Origin of the sequence: Streptomyces sp. MNU76 (genome assembly GCF_020982545.1) — a bacterium.
In the GTDB taxonomy this organism is placed as follows: domain Bacteria; phylum Actinomycetota; class Actinomycetes; order Streptomycetales; family Streptomycetaceae; genus Streptomyces.
Genome location: NZ_JAJKLK010000003.1, coordinates 821378 through 840332, shown reverse-complemented (window position 1 = coordinate 840332; position 18955 = coordinate 821378). Strand labels below are relative to the sequence as shown.

Sequence of the window (18955 nt, the reverse complement as noted above, 5' to 3'; positions counted from 1 at the left end):
GGCGAGCCTGTCAGACACGGACGTAGACCTCCATGCCGGGGACTTCTCCGGCCAGGTGGTAGCCGCCGACGAAGTACTGTGCCGCATCGACCTTGGGGTCGTGCTGGGAGAAGGTGCGGATGTTGCGCCAGAAACGGTCGATGTTGTACTTGGCGGCGGCGCTGCGGGTCCCGGTGAGGTCGACGATCCCGGACGCGACCTCGACGGCGATGCCGGTCGCGGCGGTCTTGGCGGAGAGCGCGTCGATCATGAGCTGGGCGATCTCGGTTTTGTCGTCGGCGTTCTCCACGGCACGGACGAGTTCCATCAGCAGGGCTCGGGCCGCGTCCAGCTTGATGCGGAACTCGCCTATGCGCCGGCGGACGAACGGGTCGGTCTGGATCGAGTCGTAGATCTTCACCGTGGGAGTGGTGGAGGCCCTGACGTAGTCGATCGCCGCGTCCAGTGCCCCGTAGGCAGGGCCGAGAACGATGATCGCCTGGCCGGCCTGTGCCACGGGGAACAGCAGGGGGTCGCGCGTGGCCTGGACGGTGTACCAGCCGTCGGGGACGAAGACGTCGTCGTAGGTGATGCGCTGGCTCTGGGTGCCGCGCATGCCCATGACGTCCCAGTCGCCGTGGAGGCGAACGGCCGGGGCGTCGAGCGGGATCAGGGCGGTGACCAGGGACGTCGAGCCCTCCAGTTGGGCGGAGACGCTCGCGTAGCCCTCGGCCGCGCTGCCGCTGTTGCTGTTGAAGGACTTGGTGCCCTTGACCAGCACGCCGCCGTCGACCTTGCGCGCGGTGGTCGGGCCGGTGGCGACACCGGTCTCGGAGGCGGACGCGACGAAGCGGAACCTCCGGCCGGTGGCGATGTCCTCTGCCACCTGACGCTTGGTCGCTTCGGGAAGATCGCTGCTGAAGAACTCGGCCAGGACGACGGAGCCGACGACGGTGTTGAGCAGGACGGCGGCGTCTCCTCGACCGATAGACAGATAGATCTTGTACAGGGCCTCCAGGCCGAACGCGACGCTGCCGTCGCTGTACCCGCCGTATGCGGCCGGGACCTGCAGACGCCAGAAGCCGGCTTCATTGAGCAGCTTCATCGCCTCCGTCGGGTCCTCACTCAGGCTGTCCGCGCGGTTGCCGATTTCAGCCAGCCGGGGAACGAGTTTTGCAGCCTTGTCAACAAGCTCCTGAATTTCACTGTCCGTGGTTTTCGACTTCTGTCCCATGGCTTTCTCCTCAAAACGGCGGCACCGGGAAATTCCTCGTGTTGACCGCGCCATGAGCATCACGGTATGAGTGACTATCCATAGAAGCAAATAGTTCATTTGCGCACGCGCTATAGAATGCTTCTATGAGTCACGTGAGGAGAAACCGATGAACCTGCGCCAGTACGAATACGCCTTGGCCATGGCCGAAGAGGGCTCTGTCACTGCGGCCGCCGCCCGGCTCGGCGTCGCCCAGCCCACGGTCTCCCATCAGGTCGCGGCGCTGGAGAAGGATCTCGGCGTCCGCATCTTCACCCGGATCCCGCGCGGAGTCGCGGTGACCGTCGCCGGGCGGGCCTTCCTCAAAGAGGCCGAGATCGCCGTGAGCGCCGCCCGCCGAGCCCGCGCCGCGGCACGTGCCAGCGGAGGCGATCTGACGGGCGAACTCCTCGTGGTCGCCTCAACCGGCCTGGCGACCAACCAGCTTGCCGCCGCCCTGGGAGAGTTGCGGCGCATCCATCCGCGCCTTCATGTGACTCTCGTGGAAGAACCCACGCCGGTGGAGATGGAACACCTCGACCACCTGGGTACGGTCGATCTGGTGCTGTACCACCACCTCGCACCCGAGTGCGGCTACGACGTCCACGAACTGGGCGAGGAGCCGTATGCCGTGATCCTTCCTCCCCAACACCCCCTGCACCGGGCGGACTCCGTACGACTGGAGGACCTGGCCGGCGAGGGCTGGGTGCGGTTCACCCGTGGCGGCCTCCTGGACGAACAGATCGGCCAGGTTCTCAGGCGCGTCGGGATCACTCCCTCGACCGTGGCACGCGCCTCTCAGATCGCCACGGCGGTACAACTGGTCGCGCATGGCCTGGGTGTGACCATGGTCCCCGCCTCCACCGTCCCGCCCCCCTATACCCAGCTGGCCAGGCCGCTGGCCCCCGCCCTCTCCGAACGGGTCCTGGTCGGCGTGCGTCACGACCCGGGGCCGGCCGAAACCGCCCTGCTGGACCTCCTTCGCCAACAGGACTGGTCAACGCCCGCTGCCTTCAGCAGCGCGCGGGCCCTTGCCGCCTCCTCGGCGTGACGCCGACCGGGCTTCCGTGCGCCGCTGAGGAATATCGAGTGTCTTGTCGTCGCGGGTGGCCAGCCCCCGCCATTCCTTGAACTTGTTGATGGCGCGCTCGACTGTGTCGCAGTCTTTGTAGAGCGTGGCGTCGTGGCTGCTCTACCTGATGCATGTCAGCAGCGGGGACCCGGACGTGGTCTGGATGTGCGCATGCTTCGCTGACGAGGCGGCCTTCGAGCGCGCCGTGTCGCTGGTGCGCGCGGAGGTCGCCAAAAGTCTCCACGAATTCTGCGTCGCGGGGACGGAACACGTACCGGCTCGGCCTGGTCGCGGGAAGGGGCTCCCCGCGGCGCCTTGGGACAATGACGCGTGCCGACGGTCACGGGACGCAGGCCCCGTTTCCGCCGAGGCTGATCATGGCGCGGTACAGCTGCTCCTCGGTGAGCGGCGGCGCCGGCAGCGGGTGGGCGCGGTCGGTTCGGAAGCCGTCGAGCAGCAGGTAGAGGTGGCGGCGCCAGGCGTCCGGGGCGATGGCGTGGGTGGCCTCGGTGACGCGGCTGTGCGACCAGATGACGAAGGCAAGGTCCTCGGGGGTGAGGTCGGGGCGCAGGCTGCCCTGCTCCTGCGCACGCTCGACGATGTGTACACCGAGTTCGCGGATGCGGGTCTGGGCGCCCGCCAGGCAGGCGCTCTCCGGCAACCGCATGGAGGCCAGGTCGTTGAACCCCCGGTCCTGTGACTGGAGTTCGCACATGGTCTCCAGGAAGTGGCACAGTCCCGCCCAGGCGTCATCCATGGTGACGGCCTTCTCGGCGGCCTCCCGCCAGACGGCCAGCTTCCCGGCGAAGGTCGCCTGTACCAGGTCCAGCCGGGTGGGAAAGTGCCGGTACAGCGTGCCGATGGCCAGCCCGGCCCGCTTGGCCACCTGCTCCAGGGGTGCCTCCAGGCCCTGCTCGGCGAAGCAGGAGCGGGCCGCGGTGAGGAGGGCCTCGCGATTGCGCTGCGCGTCGCGCCGCAGGGGGCGGACAGGGGCCGGGTTCCCGGCGGAGGCGGACGGAGGGTCGATGGCCATGTCCCTCAGCCTACCAACCGGAGGGATGCCTCATGTTCTCTGCTACGATCCAAGAACATGAGGCTGCCCTCGACTTTCAGTCCTGACCGCTGTCGTGGCGGGAGGTGCCCCTCATCCGTCCAGCCCGTCCGACCAGAGGAGCACCACCCATGCCCGTCATCGCCGTCATCGGGGCAGGCCCCGGACTGGGCCTGTCCATCGCCCGCCGCTTCGGAAGGGAGGGTTTCCAGGTCGCCCTGGTCTCCCGGACCCAGGACAAGCTCGACGCGCTCGCCGCGCGGCTCGCCGAGGACGGCATCGAGGCCGCAGGCTTCGCCGCGGACGTGACGCGTCCCGACTCGCTGCAGTCGGCGCTCGCCGCGGTCGCCGACCGGTTCGGGGCCGTCGACGTACTGGAGTACTCGCCCGCCGACCCCACTTTCGCCGGCGCCGCCGCCGTCGACGCCACGGCGCAGGACCTCCACAAGCAGCTCGACTACTACCTGTACGGAGCGGTTGCCGCGGTCCGTCAGGTGCTGCCCGCCATGCTCGAACGCGGCAGTGGCACCCTGCTGTTCTCCACGGGCGCCTCCTCTATCCGGCCGCTCGGCGGCGCGTTCGGCAGCGTCGGCGTCGCGGCGGCGGCCCTGCGCAACTACGCCATGGCCCTGGGCATCGACCTCGCCGAGCACGGTGTGCACGCCGCGCACGTGGCCATCGGGGTGTTCATCGGCAGCGGTCCCGGCACCGAGCCCGAGACCATCGCCGAGCACTACTGGAACGCCTACACCAAGCGCGACCAGGCCGAGATCGTCCACACCGTCCCCGGCGGCATCTGGTGAGCACCTCCGGCACGCCCGCGGCGAACACGGCCACGCCGCCCATGGTGAAGATCTTTAGAGCCGCCAACAAGGTCGTACGGCCGCTGCTCGCCTCCCGCTTCCACAAGCCGCTGAGCGGGCGCCTGATGCTGCTCACGTACCAGGGGCACAGGACGGGCCGCGAATTCACGGTCCCCATCGGCTACTTCGACTGGGACCCCGGCACGGTGCTCGCCATGTCCTCCCAGCTCGGCTGGATCCCCAGCATGCGCCAAGGGTCCGCCGTCCGGCTGCGCATCCGGGGCCAGGACCACAGCGCCGTCCCGACGGTCGTCGAGGACCCTGAGGAAGTCGCCGCCCTGCTCGGTGAGTTCGGTCGGCGCAAAGGGCCCAAGGCCGCCAAGGCACTGATGCTCGGCCTCCCGGGCGACCGGCGACCCACCGACGACGAGCTGCGCACGGCCGCCGCCAAGACCCGCTTGGTCTGCTTCCGGATGGAGCCCGAGCGGCCGGGCCGGTACCACTCGACCGGCTGATGCGGTCGACAGAGTTCCCCATCCCAGACACGCATCGCAGTTCTTGTGACACGTACCAGGCTTGGGAAAGGGTCAGCGCAGCGACCGCCTCGCGCGTCAGGTGATGCTGGTGGGGAAGGTCCGGACGGGGCTGGGCTGGGTGCTGTTGTCGGTGCGCCGGTCCAGCTCGGTGCGGAGTTCGTGGATGACCTGGGCATAGACGGCGACGCGCTCGCGGAGCCGGCCGTTGTCCTCCCGCAGTGCGCGGGCGACGGCTTCGGCGTCTGCTGCGCGGGCGTGCAGATGCTGGAACGCGGGCGGGATGCCGTTTGCCTCGGACTTTCGGCGGGTGAACTCTTCTTTCAAGTCGACGTGCTTGTGCGTGAGGACCCAGCGCTTGACGCCTGCCTCTGCGGCGAGTTGCAGCGTGGTGAGCGCCCCCGTGGACCGGATTGGACGGCCGTCGAACAGCCGCTGGATCGCTGCGGTGATGGCGTCGCGTTCGGCGTCGTGGTCAGTGGCCATCGTGCTCTCCGACCCCGACGCGCTGGCCGGTGCGATCGACGAGCGGTCGGGCCCCGAGCGGCACAAACCCGGTCAGGGCCCCGCGCCCGCGTCGCTCGCGCTGACCCCGGCGGTCAAGCGCGCGCTGCTGGACGCGCACGAGCTGGCCCGGGTCACCGGCTCCGGGCAGACCGGCATCCCCGTCAGCAGCCTCACCCAGGAGGAGCGGGAACGGCTGCTGGGCCTCGCGGAGCGGCTGCGCCGCCGGGTCGTCGGGCAGGACGAGGCGGTGGACGTGGTGGCGGACGCCGTGCTGCGCTCGCGCGCCGGGCTCGCCAGTCCCGAACGGCCGATCGGCAGCTTCCTGTTCCTGGGCCCGACCGGCGTCGGCAAGACGCAACTGGCCCGGGCGCTCGCGGAGGCCCTCTTCGGCAGCGAGGACCGGATGGTGCGGCTCGACATGAGCGAGTACCAGGAACGGCACACGGTCAGCCGCCTGGTGGGCGCCCCGCCCGGCTACGTCGGCCACGAGGAGGCCGGGCAGCTGACCGAGACCGTACGACGCCACCCGTACTCACCTCTGTTGCTGGACGAGGTGGAGAAGGCCCACCCGGACGTCTTCAACCTGCTGCTCCAGGTCCTCGACGACGGCCGGCTCACCGACTCCCAGGGCCGTACGGTCGACTTCGCCAACGCCGTGGTCGTCATGACGAGCAACCTGGGCTCGGACGCCATCGGCCGGGGGCGGGGCGGGGCTCGGTTTCTCGGCGGGCGGCGCCGAGGCGGACGAGGAGGACCGGCGGGAGCGGATCCTGCGGCCGCTCCGGGAGTACTTCCGACCCGAGTTCCTCAACCGTATCGACGAGATCGTCGTCTTCCGCCGGCTCGGCGACGACCAACTGCGGCGGATCACCGCTCTGTTGCTGGAGGGGACGCGGCTGCGGCTGCACGCGCGGGGCGTCACGATCGAGTTCGGCGAGCGGGCCGTCGACCATCTCGCCCGCCACGGCCACCAGCCCGAGTACGGCGCCCGGCCGCTGCGCCGCACGATCCAGCGGGAGGTCGACAACCCGCTGTCGCGGCTGCTGCTCGACGGGCGGCTGCCGTCCGGCAGCCGGGTGGCGGCGGAGGTGGAGGACGGACGGCTGGCGTTCCGTACGACGCCGCCGCCCGCCTCCGAGGGCGCACCCGGGGGCGCTACCTGACGGGGTGCACGACCATCGCCGCGCCGCCTCCGCGCCGTACCGTCTCCGCGGCGGCCAGCCACTTGCCGTTCGGCAGACGCTGGACGGCGGTGGCCGCGCCGATCTCCGGGTTCTGCCGGAAGCCGTGCCCGATGGCTTCGAGTTCGGTCTTCAACGGGCTGTTCCACAGGCCCGGTTCGAGTTCGGTGGTGGTCTGGTTGCGCTGACTGGCGCGCGGCGCGGCGATCGCGTCGACCAGCGGCAGCCTCCGGTCGAGGAAGCCGGTCAGGGTCTGCAGCACGGTCGTGATGATGGTCGCGCCGCCGGGCGAGCCGAGCGCCACCACGGGTTTGCCGTGCCGGTCGAGCACGATCGTCGGGGACATCGACGAACGCGGCCGCTTGCCCGGTCCCGGCAGGTTGGGGTCGTGCACGGCGGGGTTCGCCGGGGTGAAGGAGAAGTCCGTCAGCTCGTTGTTGAGCAGGAAGCCGCGGCCCGGGACGGTGATGCCGCTGCCACCGGTCTGCTCGATGGTGAGGGTGTAGGAGACGACGTTGCCCCACTTGTCGGCGACCGTGAGGTGGGTCGTGCTGTCGCCCTCGTACGTCGTCGGCGCCGCCGTACCGCCGCTCGCGCAGGGCGCCGGGTTGCGCGGGTCGCCCGGGGCGACGGGGCTGGTGAGCACCGCGTCGTCCTTGATCAGGCACTCACGGGAGTCCGCGAACCGCTGCGAGAGCAGTTCCTTCGTCGGTACGTCCTCGAAGGCGGGGTCGCCGACCCAGCGGCCCCGGTCGGCGAACGCGATCCGGCTCGCCTCGATGTAACGGTGCAGGTACTGGACGTCGCTCGCCTTGGAGAGGTCGGTCCGCTCCAGGATGTTGAGCGCCTCGGCGACCGTCGTGCCGCCGGAGGAGGAGGGCGCCATGCCGTACACGCCGAGGCCGCGGTACGACGCCTTGGTGGGGGCCTGGCGCCTGGTGCGGTACTGGGCGAGGTCGGCCCTCGTCAGGTCGCCGGGGCGGGCGTTGTAACCCGAGGCCGGGTCCACCGGCGGCTTGTTGACCGTGTCGACGATGTCCTGGGCGAGGTCGCCCCGGTAGAGCGCGCCGACGCCCTTGCGGCCCAACTCGGCGTAGGTGCGGGCCAGATCGGGGTTCTTGAGGGTAGAGCCGACCACCGGGAGCCTGCCGCCGGGGAGGTAGAGGTCGACCGTGGCCGGGAAGTTGCGGAACCGGGCCTCGTTGGAGGCTGTCTGGGCGCGGAAGGTCTCGTCGACCACGAACCCGTCGCGGGCGAGTCTCTCGGCGGGCTTGAGCAGCTTGTCCAGGGGCTTGCTGCCCCAGCTCTTCAGCGCGGTCCCCCACGTGGCGGGGGTGCCGGGGGTGCCGACGCTCAGCCCGCTGGTGACGGCCTCGGCGAACGGGATCGGCTGCCCGTTCTCCAGGAAGAGGTCCTCGCCGGCGCTGAGCGGCGCGGTCTCGCGGCCGTCGACGGTGTGCACCGTACGGGACTTGGCGTCGTAGTAGACGAAGTAGCCGCCTCCGCCGATGCCCGCCGAGTAGGGCTCGGTCACACCGAGCGCGGCGGCCGTGGCGACCGCGGCGTCCACCGCGTTGCCGCCCTTGCGGAGCACCTCGATGCCGGCGGCGGAGGCGTCCGGGTCGACGCTGGAGACGGCGCCGCCGTAGCCGACGGCGACCGGGCTCTTCGAGGGGGTGTTCGTCGCCGCCGAGGTCGGCGGGGCCGCCCCCACCGACATCACGGCGGACGTCGCCGCCAGTACAGCCAGTTTCCGCGCGACAGGGCGACGCAGACGCATCAGTACCTCCAGTCAAGGACCGTCCGCGCAGACTAACGCGGCTGCCATGGCCCCGTCAGGAGGCACTCCGGGGCCCTGAATCGGACACGGGATTCGAGCACTGTTCGACGGCGCCCGCTACCATGCGCGGCCATGAATGACGACGTGCGCAATATCGTCCTCGGCGTGATCGCGGCCGGGTTCAGTGCCTCCCTGGGCTGGTTCTTCCGGACATACCTGTGGAAGCGGAAGCTCCGCCGCAAGCAGGCGTTCTTCGGGTTGCCGGCGAACTCGGAGTCCCTGCTGGTGGTCAACCGGGATCCGTCCAGTGCGGACCTGGCGGTCCACCGCTTCGACGTGTTCGCGCTGCTGGAGCTCTCCGCGCTGATCAAGGACTGCGGCTCGCACGCCCAGATCATCACCCAGGACGCGGCTCAGCAGGGGTTCGGCGAGCGCACCGAGTTCTGCGTGGGAGGCCCCGTTTCCAATCGCCGGATGGCGGCGCACATAGGGGCCATGCTGCCCGGCGTCACCTTCAACAGCGATCCTGAGCCGGGCCCGCACCGGGCGGCCTTCCAGATCGGCAGCGACCAGTACCGCCTGGACCCCGGCGTCACCGAGCACGTGCTCCTGGCCCGGCTCACCACCGGACAGCCGGACCAGTCGCGGCCGGTCTTCCTCTTCTGCGGCCAGCGCGCCATCACCAACCAGGCCGCCACGCGCTATCTCGCCCGCAACCACGAGCGTCTGCACCGCAAGTACGGCACGGGCACCTTCGTGCTCCTCCTGAAGGTGGTCAACTCCCAGGCGTACGGCGCCGACGTGGTCGAGCTCGTCGCGGACGTCACCCGGGCGGCCCAGACCCCGGCACCCGCACCGTCCGCCCCCGCCCAGATCTCCCACCGCGCCTCATAGTTCACCGCCGAACGTTACCGTCACGTAACTTACCGAGGAGTTACTTCCGGTAAGGGTGTCCGGTTACCGTCGGGTCACTTTGCACTGACACGAGTGAGGAGCGACCCGTGAGGCACCCGCACGGCACCACATCGCGTACGACCAGGGCGCTGCGGACGACCGCCGTGGGCACCGTCTCGGCCACCCTGGTCGCCGGTACGGCCCTCGGTCTCGCCCCCTCCGCCCAGGCCGCGTCCGGCGCCACCGCCACACCCACCACCCGCTTCGTCGACATCGAGGGCGACGGCGCGACCGTCCTCAAGGCCAATGTCGTCGCCCCGGCGGACGCCTCCCGCACGTACCCGCTCCTGGTGCTGCCCACGAGCTGGGGCCTGCCCCAGGTCGAATACCTGGCCCAGGCCCGCAAGCTGGCCGACGCGGGCTACGTCGTGGTCAGTTACAACGTGCGCGGCTTCTGGGAGTCCGGCGGATACATAGAGGTCGCCGGGCCACCCGACACAGCCGACGCCTCCAAGGTGATCGACTGGGCGCTCGCCAACACCCCGGCCGACGCGGCCCACATCGGCATGGCGGGGCTGTCGTACGGGGCGGGCATCAGCCTCCTCGCCGCCGCGCACGACAAACGCGTCAAGGCGGTCGCCGCGCTGAGCGGCTGGGCGGACCTGATCGACTCGATCTACGGCGGACGCACCCAGCACCTCCAGGCCTCCGCCCTGCTCGACGGAGCCGGACGGATCACCGGCCGGCAGAGCCCCGAACTCCAGCAGATCTTCAAGGACTTCTACGCCTCCAACCTCGCCAAGGAAGGGGACATGATCACCTGGGGGAAGAAACGTTCCCCCAGGACCTATGTGGACCAGCTCAACACCCATGGCACGGCCGTCATGCTCGCCAATGCCTGGGGCGACTCGATCTTCCCGCCCAACCAGTACGCCGACTTCTACGAGAAGCTCACCGGCCCGAAGCGGCTGGAGTTGCGGCCGGGCGACCACGCCACCACCGAGATGACCGGTCTGTTCGGCCTCCCCAACGACGTGTGGACGGACACCCGGCGCTGGTTCGACCGCTACCTGAAGGGGACCGCCAACGGCATCGACCGCGAGCAGCCCGTCCGGCTCAAGTCCCGTACGGGCGGCGCCTTCGAGGGCTACCCGGACTGGAAGTCGGTCACCGCCACCCGCAAGAAGATCGCCCTGGCGAACTCCACCACGATCCGCGCGAACGTCGACTCGGGCGCGAACGGCGGGGTGGTCTTCCTCTCCAGCATCCTGGACCAGGTGGCCCGACTCCCGCCCGTGGCATCGATACCGCTGCTGCCACGCCGCTGGGCGGCCGTGTGGCAGTCGGAGAAGTACCCGACCTCGCAGGCCGTGCGCGGCACCGCGAAGCTGCACACCACGGTGACGGCCACCAAGGAGAGCGGCACCCTCGTCGCATACCTCTACGACGTGGGCCCGCTCGGCCTCGGCAGGCTGGTCAGCCACGCGCCGTACACCTTCCACGGCGAGACGCCCGGCAAGCCGTTCGGCGTGGACCTGGAGTTGCTCTCCACGGCCTACGACGTTCCGGCGGGCCACCGTCTCGCCCTGGTCGTCGACACGGTCGACCCGCTCTACATCGAGCACAACCCGACCGGCGCGCAGCTGACCTTCTCCTCGCCGCCGAACGACCCGTCGTACGTGTCGATCCCGCTGCGCGAGCAGTGATCTCCGGCTGCTGCCGGGCGGGCCTGGCCCCTGGCCGCTGCGCGCCCGGCAGCGGCGTCCCTGTTCGGCCGGGGGTGGCGTCCACGGCCTCGCTCACCCCAAGTGGATGAACCGCTCATCGTAGTCGAGGCCCGCACCCGGTCCGGTGCCGGTGGTCAGTGCTTGAGGATCTTGGAGAGAAAGTCCTTGGCGCGGTCGCTCTCCGGGTTCGTGAAGAAGTCGTCCGGAGAGCGGTCCTCGACGATGCGGCCGTCCGCCATGAAGACCACCCGGTTGGCGGCCGAGCGGGCGAAACCCATCTCATGGGTGACGACGACCATGGTCATGCCTTCACGCGCCAACTGCTGCATCACTTCGAGGACTTCGTTGATCATCTCCGGGTCGAGGGCCGAGGTGGGCTCGTCGAACAGGATGACCTTGGGGTCCATGGCGAGGGCGCGGGCGATGGCGACCCGCTGCTGCTGGCCGCCGGAGAGCTGGGCCGGGTACTTCGGCGCCTGGTCGGCGAGACCGACCCGGTCCAGGAGTTCGCGGGAGCGCCGGTCCGCCTCCTCCTTCTTCCGTTTGCGGACCTTGACCTGACCGAGCGTCACATTCTGCAGGACCGTCTTGTGCGCGAAGAGGTTGAAGGACTGGAAGACCATGCCCACGTCCGCGCGGAGCGCCGCCAGGGCCTTGCCCTCGCTCGGCAGCGGCTGCCCGTCGATCCGGATCGTGCCGGAACGGATGGGCTCCAGCCGGTTGATGGCCCGGCACAGCGTCGATTTCCCCGACCCCGACGGGCCGATGACGACGACCACCTCCCCCTTGCCGACGGTGAGTTCGATGTCCTGGAGGACATGCAGCTCGCCGAAGTACTTGTTCACGTCGTGCATCTCGATCAGCGGATCGACCGCCATGCCCTGCCCGCCCTACTCGCCCTCGACCGTGTGGTGTCGCAGGTGCCGCAAACTATCCGGCTGCAGGAGACCGCAATACGCGACACGCACTCGCGGGGATTAGCCGTATTGTCGGTCACCGTCCGCCTGTCGGCCACCGTCCGCTCGTCCGCCTCTGTCCGCGCCGGGGAGCGCGCGCGGGCCGCTCACTGCTCGGCGACCTCGGCGTAGAGCTGGGAGAGTTCCGGTGCGCCGCTGGCGGCCCACGCCCGGCCCGCCTCGACCACGTCGATCTCGCGGCCGGAGTCCAGCCGCACCACGGGCTGGCCGTTGGGCCAGATCTCCCAGCGGGCGCCCGGGACGGTGCGGACGACGACCGTGCCCAGGTAGAGACCCGCGTCGTTCCCGAGCCAGGCCGCGGTCTCCTCGTCGTCGCGCCAACGCGGGACGAGTTGGTCGATCGCCTCCAACGAACGTGCGGAGTCGTCGAGTTCGACGCCGGCCAGCGCCGCCTGCGCGCGCAGCAGTTCGCATTCGGAGAGAAGTTCGGCGAGGCCCTCGTGACCGTCGTCGTCACCGTCACCGCCGGTGAACACCGCGACCCCGAACGCGGGGTCACGCCTCTTGCGCCAGTTGCCCAGGAAAGAGATGTTCATGCGCTCAGCGTGTCATCCGCCTCACGCTTCGCACCACAGGCGCGCGGAAACCGCTTGTTCGCCGGGAGTTCGGCCGTGGTTCCCGCCTGCCTCATTGACGGGTCCCTGACGCCTCTTTAGCTTCATGGCACATCCGTCGTCATGACACATCGGTCGTCTCGTCGTCGTACCGGTGTCGCACCCGTGGGCGCGGCGATGTCGTGTCCGCCGGCATCGCCGCCGTCGCGGGTCCAGCGAGCAGAAGGGATCACGCGTGCGCCGACGCGTCTGGAGAACGGTCGTCGTCCTGGCACTCGTGGCGGCGGTCGCACCCGTCGCCACCGCACGGGCCGCCGCCGGCCCGGCGGCCGAACCGGCCCCGCTGGAACACCTCTTCGACAACAGGGCGGTCAGCGACGACGCGCGGCCCGCGGAGGCCGACTTCGACGGCTCCGGCCGTTCGCTCTCCGCAGACGACCTGACGGCTGCCGGATGGACGCCGGGGCGCACGCTGACCGTTCAGGGCGCGCGCCTGACCTGGCCGCGCCGCGCGGCGGGCGAGCCCGACAACGTGCGCGCCGCGGGCCAGGCCGTGCGCGTACGGGGCCGGGGCGACGCCCTCGCCTTCCTGGTGGCCGCCACGGGTGGTGGCGCCGCGACGGGCACCGGCACCGTCCGCTACCGGGACGGGGCCCGCTCCCCGTACCGGCTGACCGCCCCCGACTGGCGCACCGGACCGCTCGCCACCAAGGCCGTCGCCCTCCCCCATGTGAACTCCCCCGGCGGTCAACTCGTCGAGAAGGCGCGGCTGTACGTCGTCACCGTGCCGCTCGTCCGGGGCCGCGAGGTCTCCTCGGTGACCCTCCCGCGCGTCCCCGACCTGCATGTGTTCGCCCTCTCGGTCCGCCCCGACACCGCTGCCTGGACCGGCGGTTGGGCCGCTTCCACGTCCGGCTACCCGGCCGTCGGCCCCTGGACGGACCGGACCCTGCGGCTGGTCGTCCACACCTCGGCGGGCGGGCACCGGGTGCGGATCCGGCTCGACAACACCTTCGCCTCGGCGCCGGTACGGGTGGGCGGCGCGACGGTGGCGGTGCGGGCGACGGGCGCGAGCGCCCGGAGCAAGCCGGTGGCCCTGTCCTTCCGGGGTGCGGCCGGCACCGAGATCCCGGCCGGTGCGCAGGCGTTCAGCGATCCGCTGGGCTTCGAGGTGCCGCCGGACACCGACCTGCTGGTGAGCTTCCACCTGCCCGGCACCGTGACGGCCGCCCCCGTGCACCGGCTCGCCCGCCAGACGTCGTACGTCAGCGAGCCCGGGAACCACGCGGGAGACGCGTCGGCCACGGCGTACACCTCCACGATCTCGTCCTGGCCGCTGCTGACCGGCGTGGACGTGGGCGGCGGACCGGGCTCCGTCGTACTCCTCGGGGACTCGATCACGGACGGGGAGGCCACGACAGTCGACGCGAACCGGCGGTGGCCGGACGTCCTGGCCCGGCGGCTGCTGAGCCAGGACGAGGTCCCGCGCTACGGCGTCCTCAACCAGGGGATCTCGGCGAACCGGGTGGTCACCGACCGCTACCCCGGTGACGGTGTCTCCACCGACACGGGCGGCGTCAGTGCCGTGCACCGCCTCGACCGCGATGTCCTCGCCCAGACCTCCGCCCGTACCGTCGTCGTCTTCCAGGGCGTCAACGACGTCCGCTGGGGTGCCACGGCGGGCGAGGTCGTCGCCGGGCTGCGGGAGATCGCGGCCCGGGGCCGCGAGCGGGGTCTGCGCGTGCTCGTGGCGACCGTGGCGCCCTGCGAGGGCGAGGCACGCTGCACGGCCGCCGCCGACGCCCAGCGCGTCGCGGTGAACGAGTGGATCCGGGGCGGCGAGGCGGGCGAGGCGTTCGACGGGGTCCTCGACTTCGACGAGGTGCTGCGCGACCCGGCTCGTCCGGCCCGGCTGCTCCCCGCGTACGACACCGGGGACCATCTGCACCCCAACGAGGCGGGCCTCGCGGCGCTCGCCGAGTCGGTGGACCTCGACCTGCTGTGACGGCCCGCGCGGCCCCGGAGGTGTCGCGCGGCTCAGACCTCCAGGTCCACCACGACCGGCGCGTGGTCCGAGGCGCCCTTGCCCTTGCGCTCCTCCCGGTCCACGTACGCGTCGGTGACCGCCTTGGCGAACGGCTCATTGCCGTAGACGAGGTCGATGCGCATGCCACGGTTCTTCGGGAAGCAGAGCTGGCGGTAGTCCCAGTACGTGAAGGGGTGCTCGTACTTGAGGGGCCGGGGGACGACGTCGGTCAGGCCCGCCTCGCGCAGGGAGGCCAGTGCGGCGCGCTCGGCGGGGGTGACGTGGGTGAGGCCCTCGAACGCGGCGACGTCGTACACGTCGTCGTCCGTCGGCGCCACGTTGTAGTCGCCCATGACGGCGAAGGGGCGGCTGCCGGCCGCGTCACCGGCGACGGCGGCCTTGAGGGCCTCGAACCACTGGAGCTTGTACGCGTAGTGCGGGTGGTCGACCTCGCGGCCGTTCGGCACGTACACCGACCAGACGCGGACCGGGCCGCAGGTCGCCGAGATCGCGCGGGGTTCCACGGAGCCGTCGTAGCCGGGGTCACCGGGCAGGCCCTTGACGACGTCCTCGATGCCGACGCGGGAGATCACCGCCACGCCGTTCCACCGCCCCGTCGCGTGCACGGCGGCCTCGTAGCCCGCCTCGCGCAAGGCGTCCAGCGGGAAGCCGTCCTCCGCGATCTTGGCCTCCTGGAGGCAGAGCACGTCCGTGCCGCTGCTCTCCAGCCAGGCGAGGAGCCTCGGGAGGCGGGCGGTGATCGAGTTCACGTTCCAGGTCGCGATGCGCATGCCCCACAACCTACCGGGCGGGTCCGACAACGCCCGTCCCGCCCGGTCACGGGCCCGGTGGGGCCCCTGGTCCCGTGGTCCCGTGGTCCCGTGGGCCGCTGGTCCCGTGGGCCGCTACACGTCCGCCGAGGCCCCGGGTGCGAGCCGGAGGTGTTCCGCGCCGCCCAGGGCGCCGATCTGGCGGTCGTAGATGGGGCGGGCGAGGTCGGTGAGGAGGGCGTCGTGGATGTCGTACGCCCGCTGTGGCCCGACCTCGCGGACGTAGTCGATGACCTCGGAGATCTTGCTCCAGGGGGCCATCACGGGGAGCATCAGCGTCTCGACGGGCCGGCCGGGGACGGTGAGGGCGTCGCCGGGGTGGAAGACGCGGCCGCCGTCGACGAGGTAGCCGACGTTGGTGATGCGCGGGATGTCCGGGTGGATCACCGCGTGCAGCTCACCGTGGACCTGCACGTCGAAGCCGGCGGCGGTGAACGTGTCGCCGTGGCCGACGGTGTGCACCCGGCCCGGGAAGGCGGCGGAGATCTTCTCGGCGACCGAGCGCAGGGTCCAGATCTCGGCGGCCGGGTTGCCCTCCAGGGCCGCCCGCAGCCGTCCCTCGTCGAAGTGGTCCGGATGCTCGTGGGTGACCAGCACGGCGTCCGCGCCGAGGGCGGCGTCCTCCTCGCTGAACCCGCCCGGGTCGATGACGAGCGTGCGTCCGTCCTTCTCCAGCCGGACGCAGGCATGCGACTTCTTCGTGAGCTTCATGGTCATGACTCCATCCTCCCCCGGACGGGCGGTCGGCGGCGGCTCACTCCTCGGGGGTGGTCTCCTCGCGGATGACCTGCTGGGCCACGCGGAACGCGCTGTTCGCGGCCGGTACCCCGCAGTAGACGGCCGCCTGGAGGAGGACTTCCTTGATCTCGTTCGGGGTGAGGCCGTTGCGCAGGGCGGCGCGGGTGTGGAAGGCGAGCTCGTCCAGGTGCCCGCCGGCGACGAGCGCGGTCAGGGTGACACAGCTGCGGGAACGGCGGTCGAGGCCGGGCCGGTCCCAGACCTCGCCCCAGGCGTAGCGGGTGACGAACTCCTGGAAGTCGCCGGAGAAGTCGTCCGCTGATGCCAGCGCCCGGTCCACGTGCGCGTCGCCGAGCACCTCGCGGCGGACCTTCAGCCCGGCGTCGTACGGGTCCGGTCTGCCCGTCGCCTCCGGCTGGAGGACGGGCGGCGCGATCTCGGCGACCGGTCCGGTCTGCGGCAGGACGGCCGCGAGGGCCGGCTTGACCGGGGCGGCCGGAATGGCGACCTGGCCGGTGGTCGAGTCGTAGGCGGGCTGCCAGGCGGTGGAGAAGTGGCGGACGAGCAGATCGGTGACGGCGGCGGGCTGCTCGACCGGGACGAGGTGGGAGGCCCCGGGGACGACCGCGAGCCGGGCGTCCGGGATGCCCGCGACCAGCGTACGGGCCTCGGCGGGGCCGGTGACCTGGTCGTCGGAGCCGACGAGGACGAGCGTGGGGACGCCGATCCGGCCGAGTTCGGCGCGCACGTCGAACGAGGCGAGCGCCTCGCAGGCGGCGATGTAGCAGCCGGGGTCGGTGGTGCGGACCATCTGCACGGCCCACTCGGTGATGGCGGGCTGCGCCGCCGCGAACCCCGCGGTGAACCAGCGGTCGGGGGACGTCCGCGCGATGGGGTCGAGGCCGTTGGTCCGCACGATCACCCCGCGCTGGCGGAACTCGTCGGCCGTGCCGAAGCGAGGCGAGGAGGCGATCAGCGCGAGCGAGGCGAGGCGCTCGGGGCGGCGCAGGGCGAGTTCGGTGCCGATGGCGCCGCCGAGCGCGCAGCCCGCGTAGCCGAACCGCTGCACACCGACCGCGTCCAGCGTGGCCAGCAGACGGGCGGCCAGTTCGGTGACCGAGCCGCCGGGGTACGCCGGTGCGCCGCCGTGGCCCGGCAGGTCGAAGCGGAAGATCCGCCACTGCTTGGTCAGTTCCGGGATCTGGCGGTCCCACATGTGCCATGTGGTACCCAGTGAGGGACCCAGGATCAGGACGGGAGCGTCTTCTGGCCCGTCAAACCGGTATTGCAGGGTGTTCGGTGGTGTCTCGCTCACCCGTCTGAGCCTCTCATCTGTCACGAGATGTCACATCGCCGGGGTGGACCTAGCGGGCCTTGCCCCGCTCCGGTCCTGCCAACGAGAACCCAGGTATACATTCTCCGGCATGTACTCGTGGCCATGTCGGCAGTGGGCCCTCCGGGCGCGTGCCCTCCTTCAGCCGCTACGAGCAACGCTTTCCTCTTTGATCACGGCCTCCAGGCGGTTCAGGAAGCAGCATCGAGTGTGGTGGCACGAACGAGGCTCGGCGCGATCCACCTGGAAACCTTCCGAAACCCCGCCCAACAGCAACTTAAACGCCACACGGTGAACGCTTGGTAGAAGGCTTGGCCGTAGCCGGATGCTCTCAGTGGGCGGTTCGTGAGCTGATGTCTGTTTCCGGCTGAGGTTGGTGCGAGGTCGCTGGTGGAGGTTCCGTCGGCTATTGCTTTCTGGCGAAGTTGCCGGTGTCGGCCTCGGTGAGGATGCCGAGTCTGACCAGGCGTTTCAGCTTGGCGCGGGTGCCTTCGACGTGCTTCGGCAGCAGTTCGTGGCCGAGGGCTTCGCAGACGTCCTTGGCCCGTAGCGGTCCGGTCGTGTGGTTGAACGCGGCGAGGATGCGGGGGTAGTCCGGGTGCTCGGGCAGGTCCGGCGGCGATGCGGGGAGCCGGTCGGCGAGGGCGGTGACGGTCGTGCGGGTGATCGCGAGGTGCTCCAGGTGCGTCTCGGCCTCCCGCAACCGGGTCTGTAGGTCGTCGATCTGTGCGCGGAGGTCGTCCGCGTGGGCCCGGGCGGCGTCTTCCTGGAGGCCCAGGGCGTCGAGCAGGGGCTGGATGTTCACGCTGCCGCCGCCTGCGCCTCGCGCCAGGTGGGGGCGTTCGCGCCGGTGAGGCGTCGGGTCATGACGTGGGTCATCGCCCAGTAGACGCGGGAGGCGGAGGAGGAGGGGCGGTGCTCGTAGTCACGGACCAGGCGCCGGTGCAGTATCAGGATCCCGTAGGTCTGCTCGACCCTCCACCGCTTCGGCTGCGGCACGAACCCTTTGACCTGCGGGTCGCGTTCGACGATCTCGACGTCGATCCCCAGGCCGGCGCCGTGCGCGACGACCTGGTTCTTGAAGCCCTGGTCGACCAGGGCCTTGCGGACACTTCCGCCGGCGTGTTCGGCGACCTGGTCCAGCAGGATGCTGCCCGCGGCGTTGTCGTGGGCGTTCGCGGCGAGGACGACGACTGCGATGACCAGGCCGAGGACGTCCACGGCCAGGCCCCGCTTGCGGCCCGGCACCCGCTTGGCCGGGTCGTGGCCGGTTGTGGAGGCGGGGACCCCGGCGGCCACGTGGACACTCTGGGTGTCCAGGACCACCAGGGTCGGGTCCTCTAATCGGCGGGCACTCTCCCGGACCTGGCAGCGCAGGAGTTCGTGGATGACCTGGTCGGTTCCGTCGTCCCGCCAGGCGGCGAAGTAGTAGTACGTCGCGCTCTTCTGCGGCAGGTCGTGCGGGAGATAGGCCCACTGGCAGCCGGTCCGGCCCTGGTAGAGGATCGCGTTCACGATCTCCCGCATCGCGTACTTGCCCTGGTGGCCGCTGACCGAGCGGTGCCGGGCCTTCCACGCGGTGATCACCGGTTCGATCAACGACCATTGCTCGTCCGATAAGTCACTCGGGTACGGCTTGCGTTCACTCACCCGGTCACACCACCAGATCAACAGCCGCGGACCGGCAGATTCCGCCCTGCCGCCACACCATCAGGCGA

At 70.8% G+C, this 18955-nt stretch carries 17 protein-coding genes and 1 pseudogene; 7 read left to right on the top strand and 11 right to left on the bottom strand.

Annotated elements, in window-relative coordinates:
* Nucleotides 1-10: 10 nt before the first annotated feature.
* Nucleotides 11-1084: an acyl-CoA dehydrogenase family protein gene (locus E4N62_RS10070; RefSeq protein WP_230213585.1), complete on the bottom strand. Its 1074-nt coding sequence runs from the start codon at nt 1082-1084 to the stop codon at nt 11-13.
* 277 nt (nt 1085-1361) lie between these two features.
* Between E4N62_RS10070 and E4N62_RS10065 the strand changes: the two genes are divergently transcribed.
* A complete protein-coding gene (locus tag E4N62_RS10065; protein ID WP_230213584.1) occupies nt 1362-2282 on the top strand; it encodes a LysR family transcriptional regulator in 921 nt (306 codons plus the stop codon).
* A gap of 361 nt (nt 2283-2643) precedes the next feature.
* Here the strand turns inward: E4N62_RS10065 and E4N62_RS10055 are convergent, their stop codons facing one another.
* Nucleotides 2644-3336, bottom strand: a complete 693-nt coding sequence (locus E4N62_RS10055; RefSeq protein ID WP_230213583.1) for a TetR/AcrR family transcriptional regulator — start codon at nt 3334-3336, stop codon at nt 2644-2646.
* A 149-nt stretch (nt 3337-3485) separates the two neighbouring features.
* Between E4N62_RS10055 and E4N62_RS10050 the strand changes: the two genes are divergently transcribed.
* Nucleotides 3486-4157, top strand: a complete 672-nt coding sequence (locus tag E4N62_RS10050; protein ID WP_230213582.1) for an SDR family oxidoreductase — start codon at nt 3486-3488, stop codon at nt 4155-4157.
* Nucleotides 4154-4672 (top strand): hypothetical protein, encoded by a 519-nt coding sequence (locus tag E4N62_RS10045; RefSeq protein ID WP_230213581.1) that lies wholly within the window; start codon nt 4154-4156, stop codon nt 4670-4672. The genes E4N62_RS10050 and E4N62_RS10045 overlap by 4 nt, the downstream gene beginning before the upstream one ends.
* A 96-nt stretch (nt 4673-4768) precedes the next feature.
* Here the strand turns inward: E4N62_RS10045 and E4N62_RS10040 are convergent, their stop codons facing one another.
* A complete protein-coding gene (locus E4N62_RS10040) occupies nt 4769-5176 on the bottom strand; it encodes a hypothetical protein (RefSeq protein WP_230213580.1) in 408 nt (135 codons plus the stop codon).
* Nucleotides 5177-5336: 160 nt separating this feature from the next.
* Between E4N62_RS10040 and E4N62_RS10035 the strand changes: the two are divergent.
* Nucleotides 5337-6360 (top strand): annotated as a pseudogene (locus E4N62_RS10035) (AAA family ATPase); the annotation flags it as partial.
* On the opposite strand, the gene ggt reads toward E4N62_RS10035, so the two are convergent.
* A complete protein-coding gene (ggt, locus tag E4N62_RS10030; protein ID WP_230213579.1) occupies nt 6353-8158 on the bottom strand; it encodes a gamma-glutamyltransferase in 1806 nt (601 codons plus the stop codon). The pseudogene E4N62_RS10035 and the gene ggt overlap by 8 nt on opposite strands.
* 132 nt (nt 8159-8290) lie before the next feature.
* Here ggt and E4N62_RS10025 point away from each other — a divergent pair, with 132 nt between their 5' ends.
* Nucleotides 8291-9052: a hypothetical protein gene (locus E4N62_RS10025; RefSeq protein ID WP_230213578.1), complete on the top strand. Its 762-nt coding sequence runs from the start codon at nt 8291-8293 to the stop codon at nt 9050-9052.
* A gap of 107 nt (nt 9053-9159) precedes the next feature.
* Nucleotides 9160-10758 carry a CocE/NonD family hydrolase gene (locus E4N62_RS10020; RefSeq protein ID WP_230213577.1) on the top strand — a complete coding sequence of 533 codons (1599 nt, stop codon included), beginning with the start codon at nt 9160-9162 and terminating at the stop codon, nt 10756-10758.
* Nucleotides 10759-10913: 155 nt separating this feature from the next.
* Here E4N62_RS10020 and E4N62_RS10015 read toward each other — a convergent pair whose 3' ends face one another.
* Nucleotides 10914-11657: an amino acid ABC transporter ATP-binding protein gene (locus E4N62_RS10015; protein WP_230213576.1), complete on the bottom strand. Its 744-nt coding sequence runs from the start codon at nt 11655-11657 to the stop codon at nt 10914-10916.
* 185 nt (nt 11658-11842) lie between these two features.
* Nucleotides 11843-12292: a DUF6278 family protein gene (locus E4N62_RS10010; RefSeq protein ID WP_230213575.1), complete on the bottom strand. Its 450-nt coding sequence runs from the start codon at nt 12290-12292 to the stop codon at nt 11843-11845.
* A gap of 253 nt (nt 12293-12545) precedes the next feature.
* Between E4N62_RS10010 and E4N62_RS10005 the strand changes: the two genes are divergently transcribed.
* Nucleotides 12546-14315: an SGNH/GDSL hydrolase family protein gene (locus E4N62_RS10005; RefSeq protein ID WP_230213574.1), complete on the top strand. Its 1770-nt coding sequence runs from the start codon at nt 12546-12548 to the stop codon at nt 14313-14315.
* A gap of 32 nt (nt 14316-14347) precedes the next feature.
* Here E4N62_RS10005 and E4N62_RS10000 read toward each other — a convergent pair whose 3' ends face one another.
* The 5 genes from E4N62_RS10000 to E4N62_RS09980 all read right to left on the bottom strand — a co-directional run bounded on the left by E4N62_RS10000 (nt 14348) and on the right by E4N62_RS09980 (nt 18887).
* A complete protein-coding gene (locus E4N62_RS10000) occupies nt 14348-15127 on the bottom strand; it encodes an exodeoxyribonuclease III (RefSeq protein ID WP_215450480.1) in 780 nt (259 codons plus the stop codon).
* Between the two features lie 114 nt (nt 15128-15241).
* Complete coding sequence (locus E4N62_RS09995) at nt 15242-15877, bottom strand: MBL fold metallo-hydrolase (protein ID WP_184903911.1); 636 nt, start codon at nt 15875-15877, stop codon at nt 15242-15244.
* 43 nt (nt 15878-15920) lie between these two features.
* Nucleotides 15921-17219 carry a 4-carboxymuconolactone decarboxylase gene (gene pcaC / locus E4N62_RS09990; protein ID WP_230213573.1) on the bottom strand — a complete coding sequence of 433 codons (1299 nt, stop codon included), beginning with the start codon at nt 17217-17219 and terminating at the stop codon, nt 15921-15923.
* Nucleotides 17220-17643: 424 nt separating this feature from the next.
* Complete coding sequence (locus tag E4N62_RS09985) at nt 17644-18042, bottom strand: hypothetical protein (RefSeq protein ID WP_230213572.1); 399 nt, start codon at nt 18040-18042, stop codon at nt 17644-17646.
* Nucleotides 18039-18887 carry an IS5 family transposase gene (locus tag E4N62_RS09980; protein WP_308184886.1) on the bottom strand — a complete coding sequence of 283 codons (849 nt, stop codon included), beginning with the start codon at nt 18885-18887 and terminating at the stop codon, nt 18039-18041. The genes E4N62_RS09985 and E4N62_RS09980 overlap by 4 nt, the downstream gene beginning before the upstream one ends.
* Nucleotides 18888-18955: the final 68 nt, after the last annotated feature.

Coding starts and splice junctions, on each gene's coding strand:
- E4N62_RS10070 (WP_230213585.1), bottom strand. CDS start 1,084: ATGAAGCTGCTCAATGAAGCCGGCTTCTGGCGTCTGCAGGTCCCGGCC.
- E4N62_RS10065 (WP_230213584.1), top strand. CDS start 1,362: ATGAACCTGCGCCAGTACGAATACGCCTTGGCCATGGCCGAAGAGGGC.
- E4N62_RS10055 (WP_230213583.1), bottom strand. CDS start 3,336: ATGGCCATCGACCCTCCGTCCGCCTCCGCCGGGAACCCGGCCCCTGTC.
- E4N62_RS10050 (WP_230213582.1), top strand. CDS start 3,486: ATGCCCGTCATCGCCGTCATCGGGGCAGGCCCCGGACTGGGCCTGTCC.
- E4N62_RS10040 (WP_230213580.1), bottom strand. CDS start 5,176: ATGGCCACTGACCACGACGCCGAACGCGACGCCATCACCGCAGCGATC.
- ggt (WP_230213579.1), bottom strand. CDS start 8,158: ATGCGTCTGCGTCGCCCTGTCGCGCGGAAACTGGCTGTACTGGCGGCG.
- E4N62_RS10025 (WP_230213578.1), top strand. CDS start 8,291: ATGAATGACGACGTGCGCAATATCGTCCTCGGCGTGATCGCGGCCGGG.
- E4N62_RS10015 (WP_230213576.1), bottom strand. CDS start 11,657: ATGGCGGTCGATCCGCTGATCGAGATGCACGACGTGAACAAGTACTTC.
- E4N62_RS10010 (WP_230213575.1), bottom strand. CDS start 12,292: ATGAACATCTCTTTCCTGGGCAACTGGCGCAAGAGGCGTGACCCCGCG.
- E4N62_RS10000 (WP_215450480.1), bottom strand. CDS start 15,127: ATGCGCATCGCGACCTGGAACGTGAACTCGATCACCGCCCGCCTCCCG.
- E4N62_RS09995 (WP_184903911.1), bottom strand. CDS start 15,877: ATGAAGCTCACGAAGAAGTCGCATGCCTGCGTCCGGCTGGAGAAGGAC.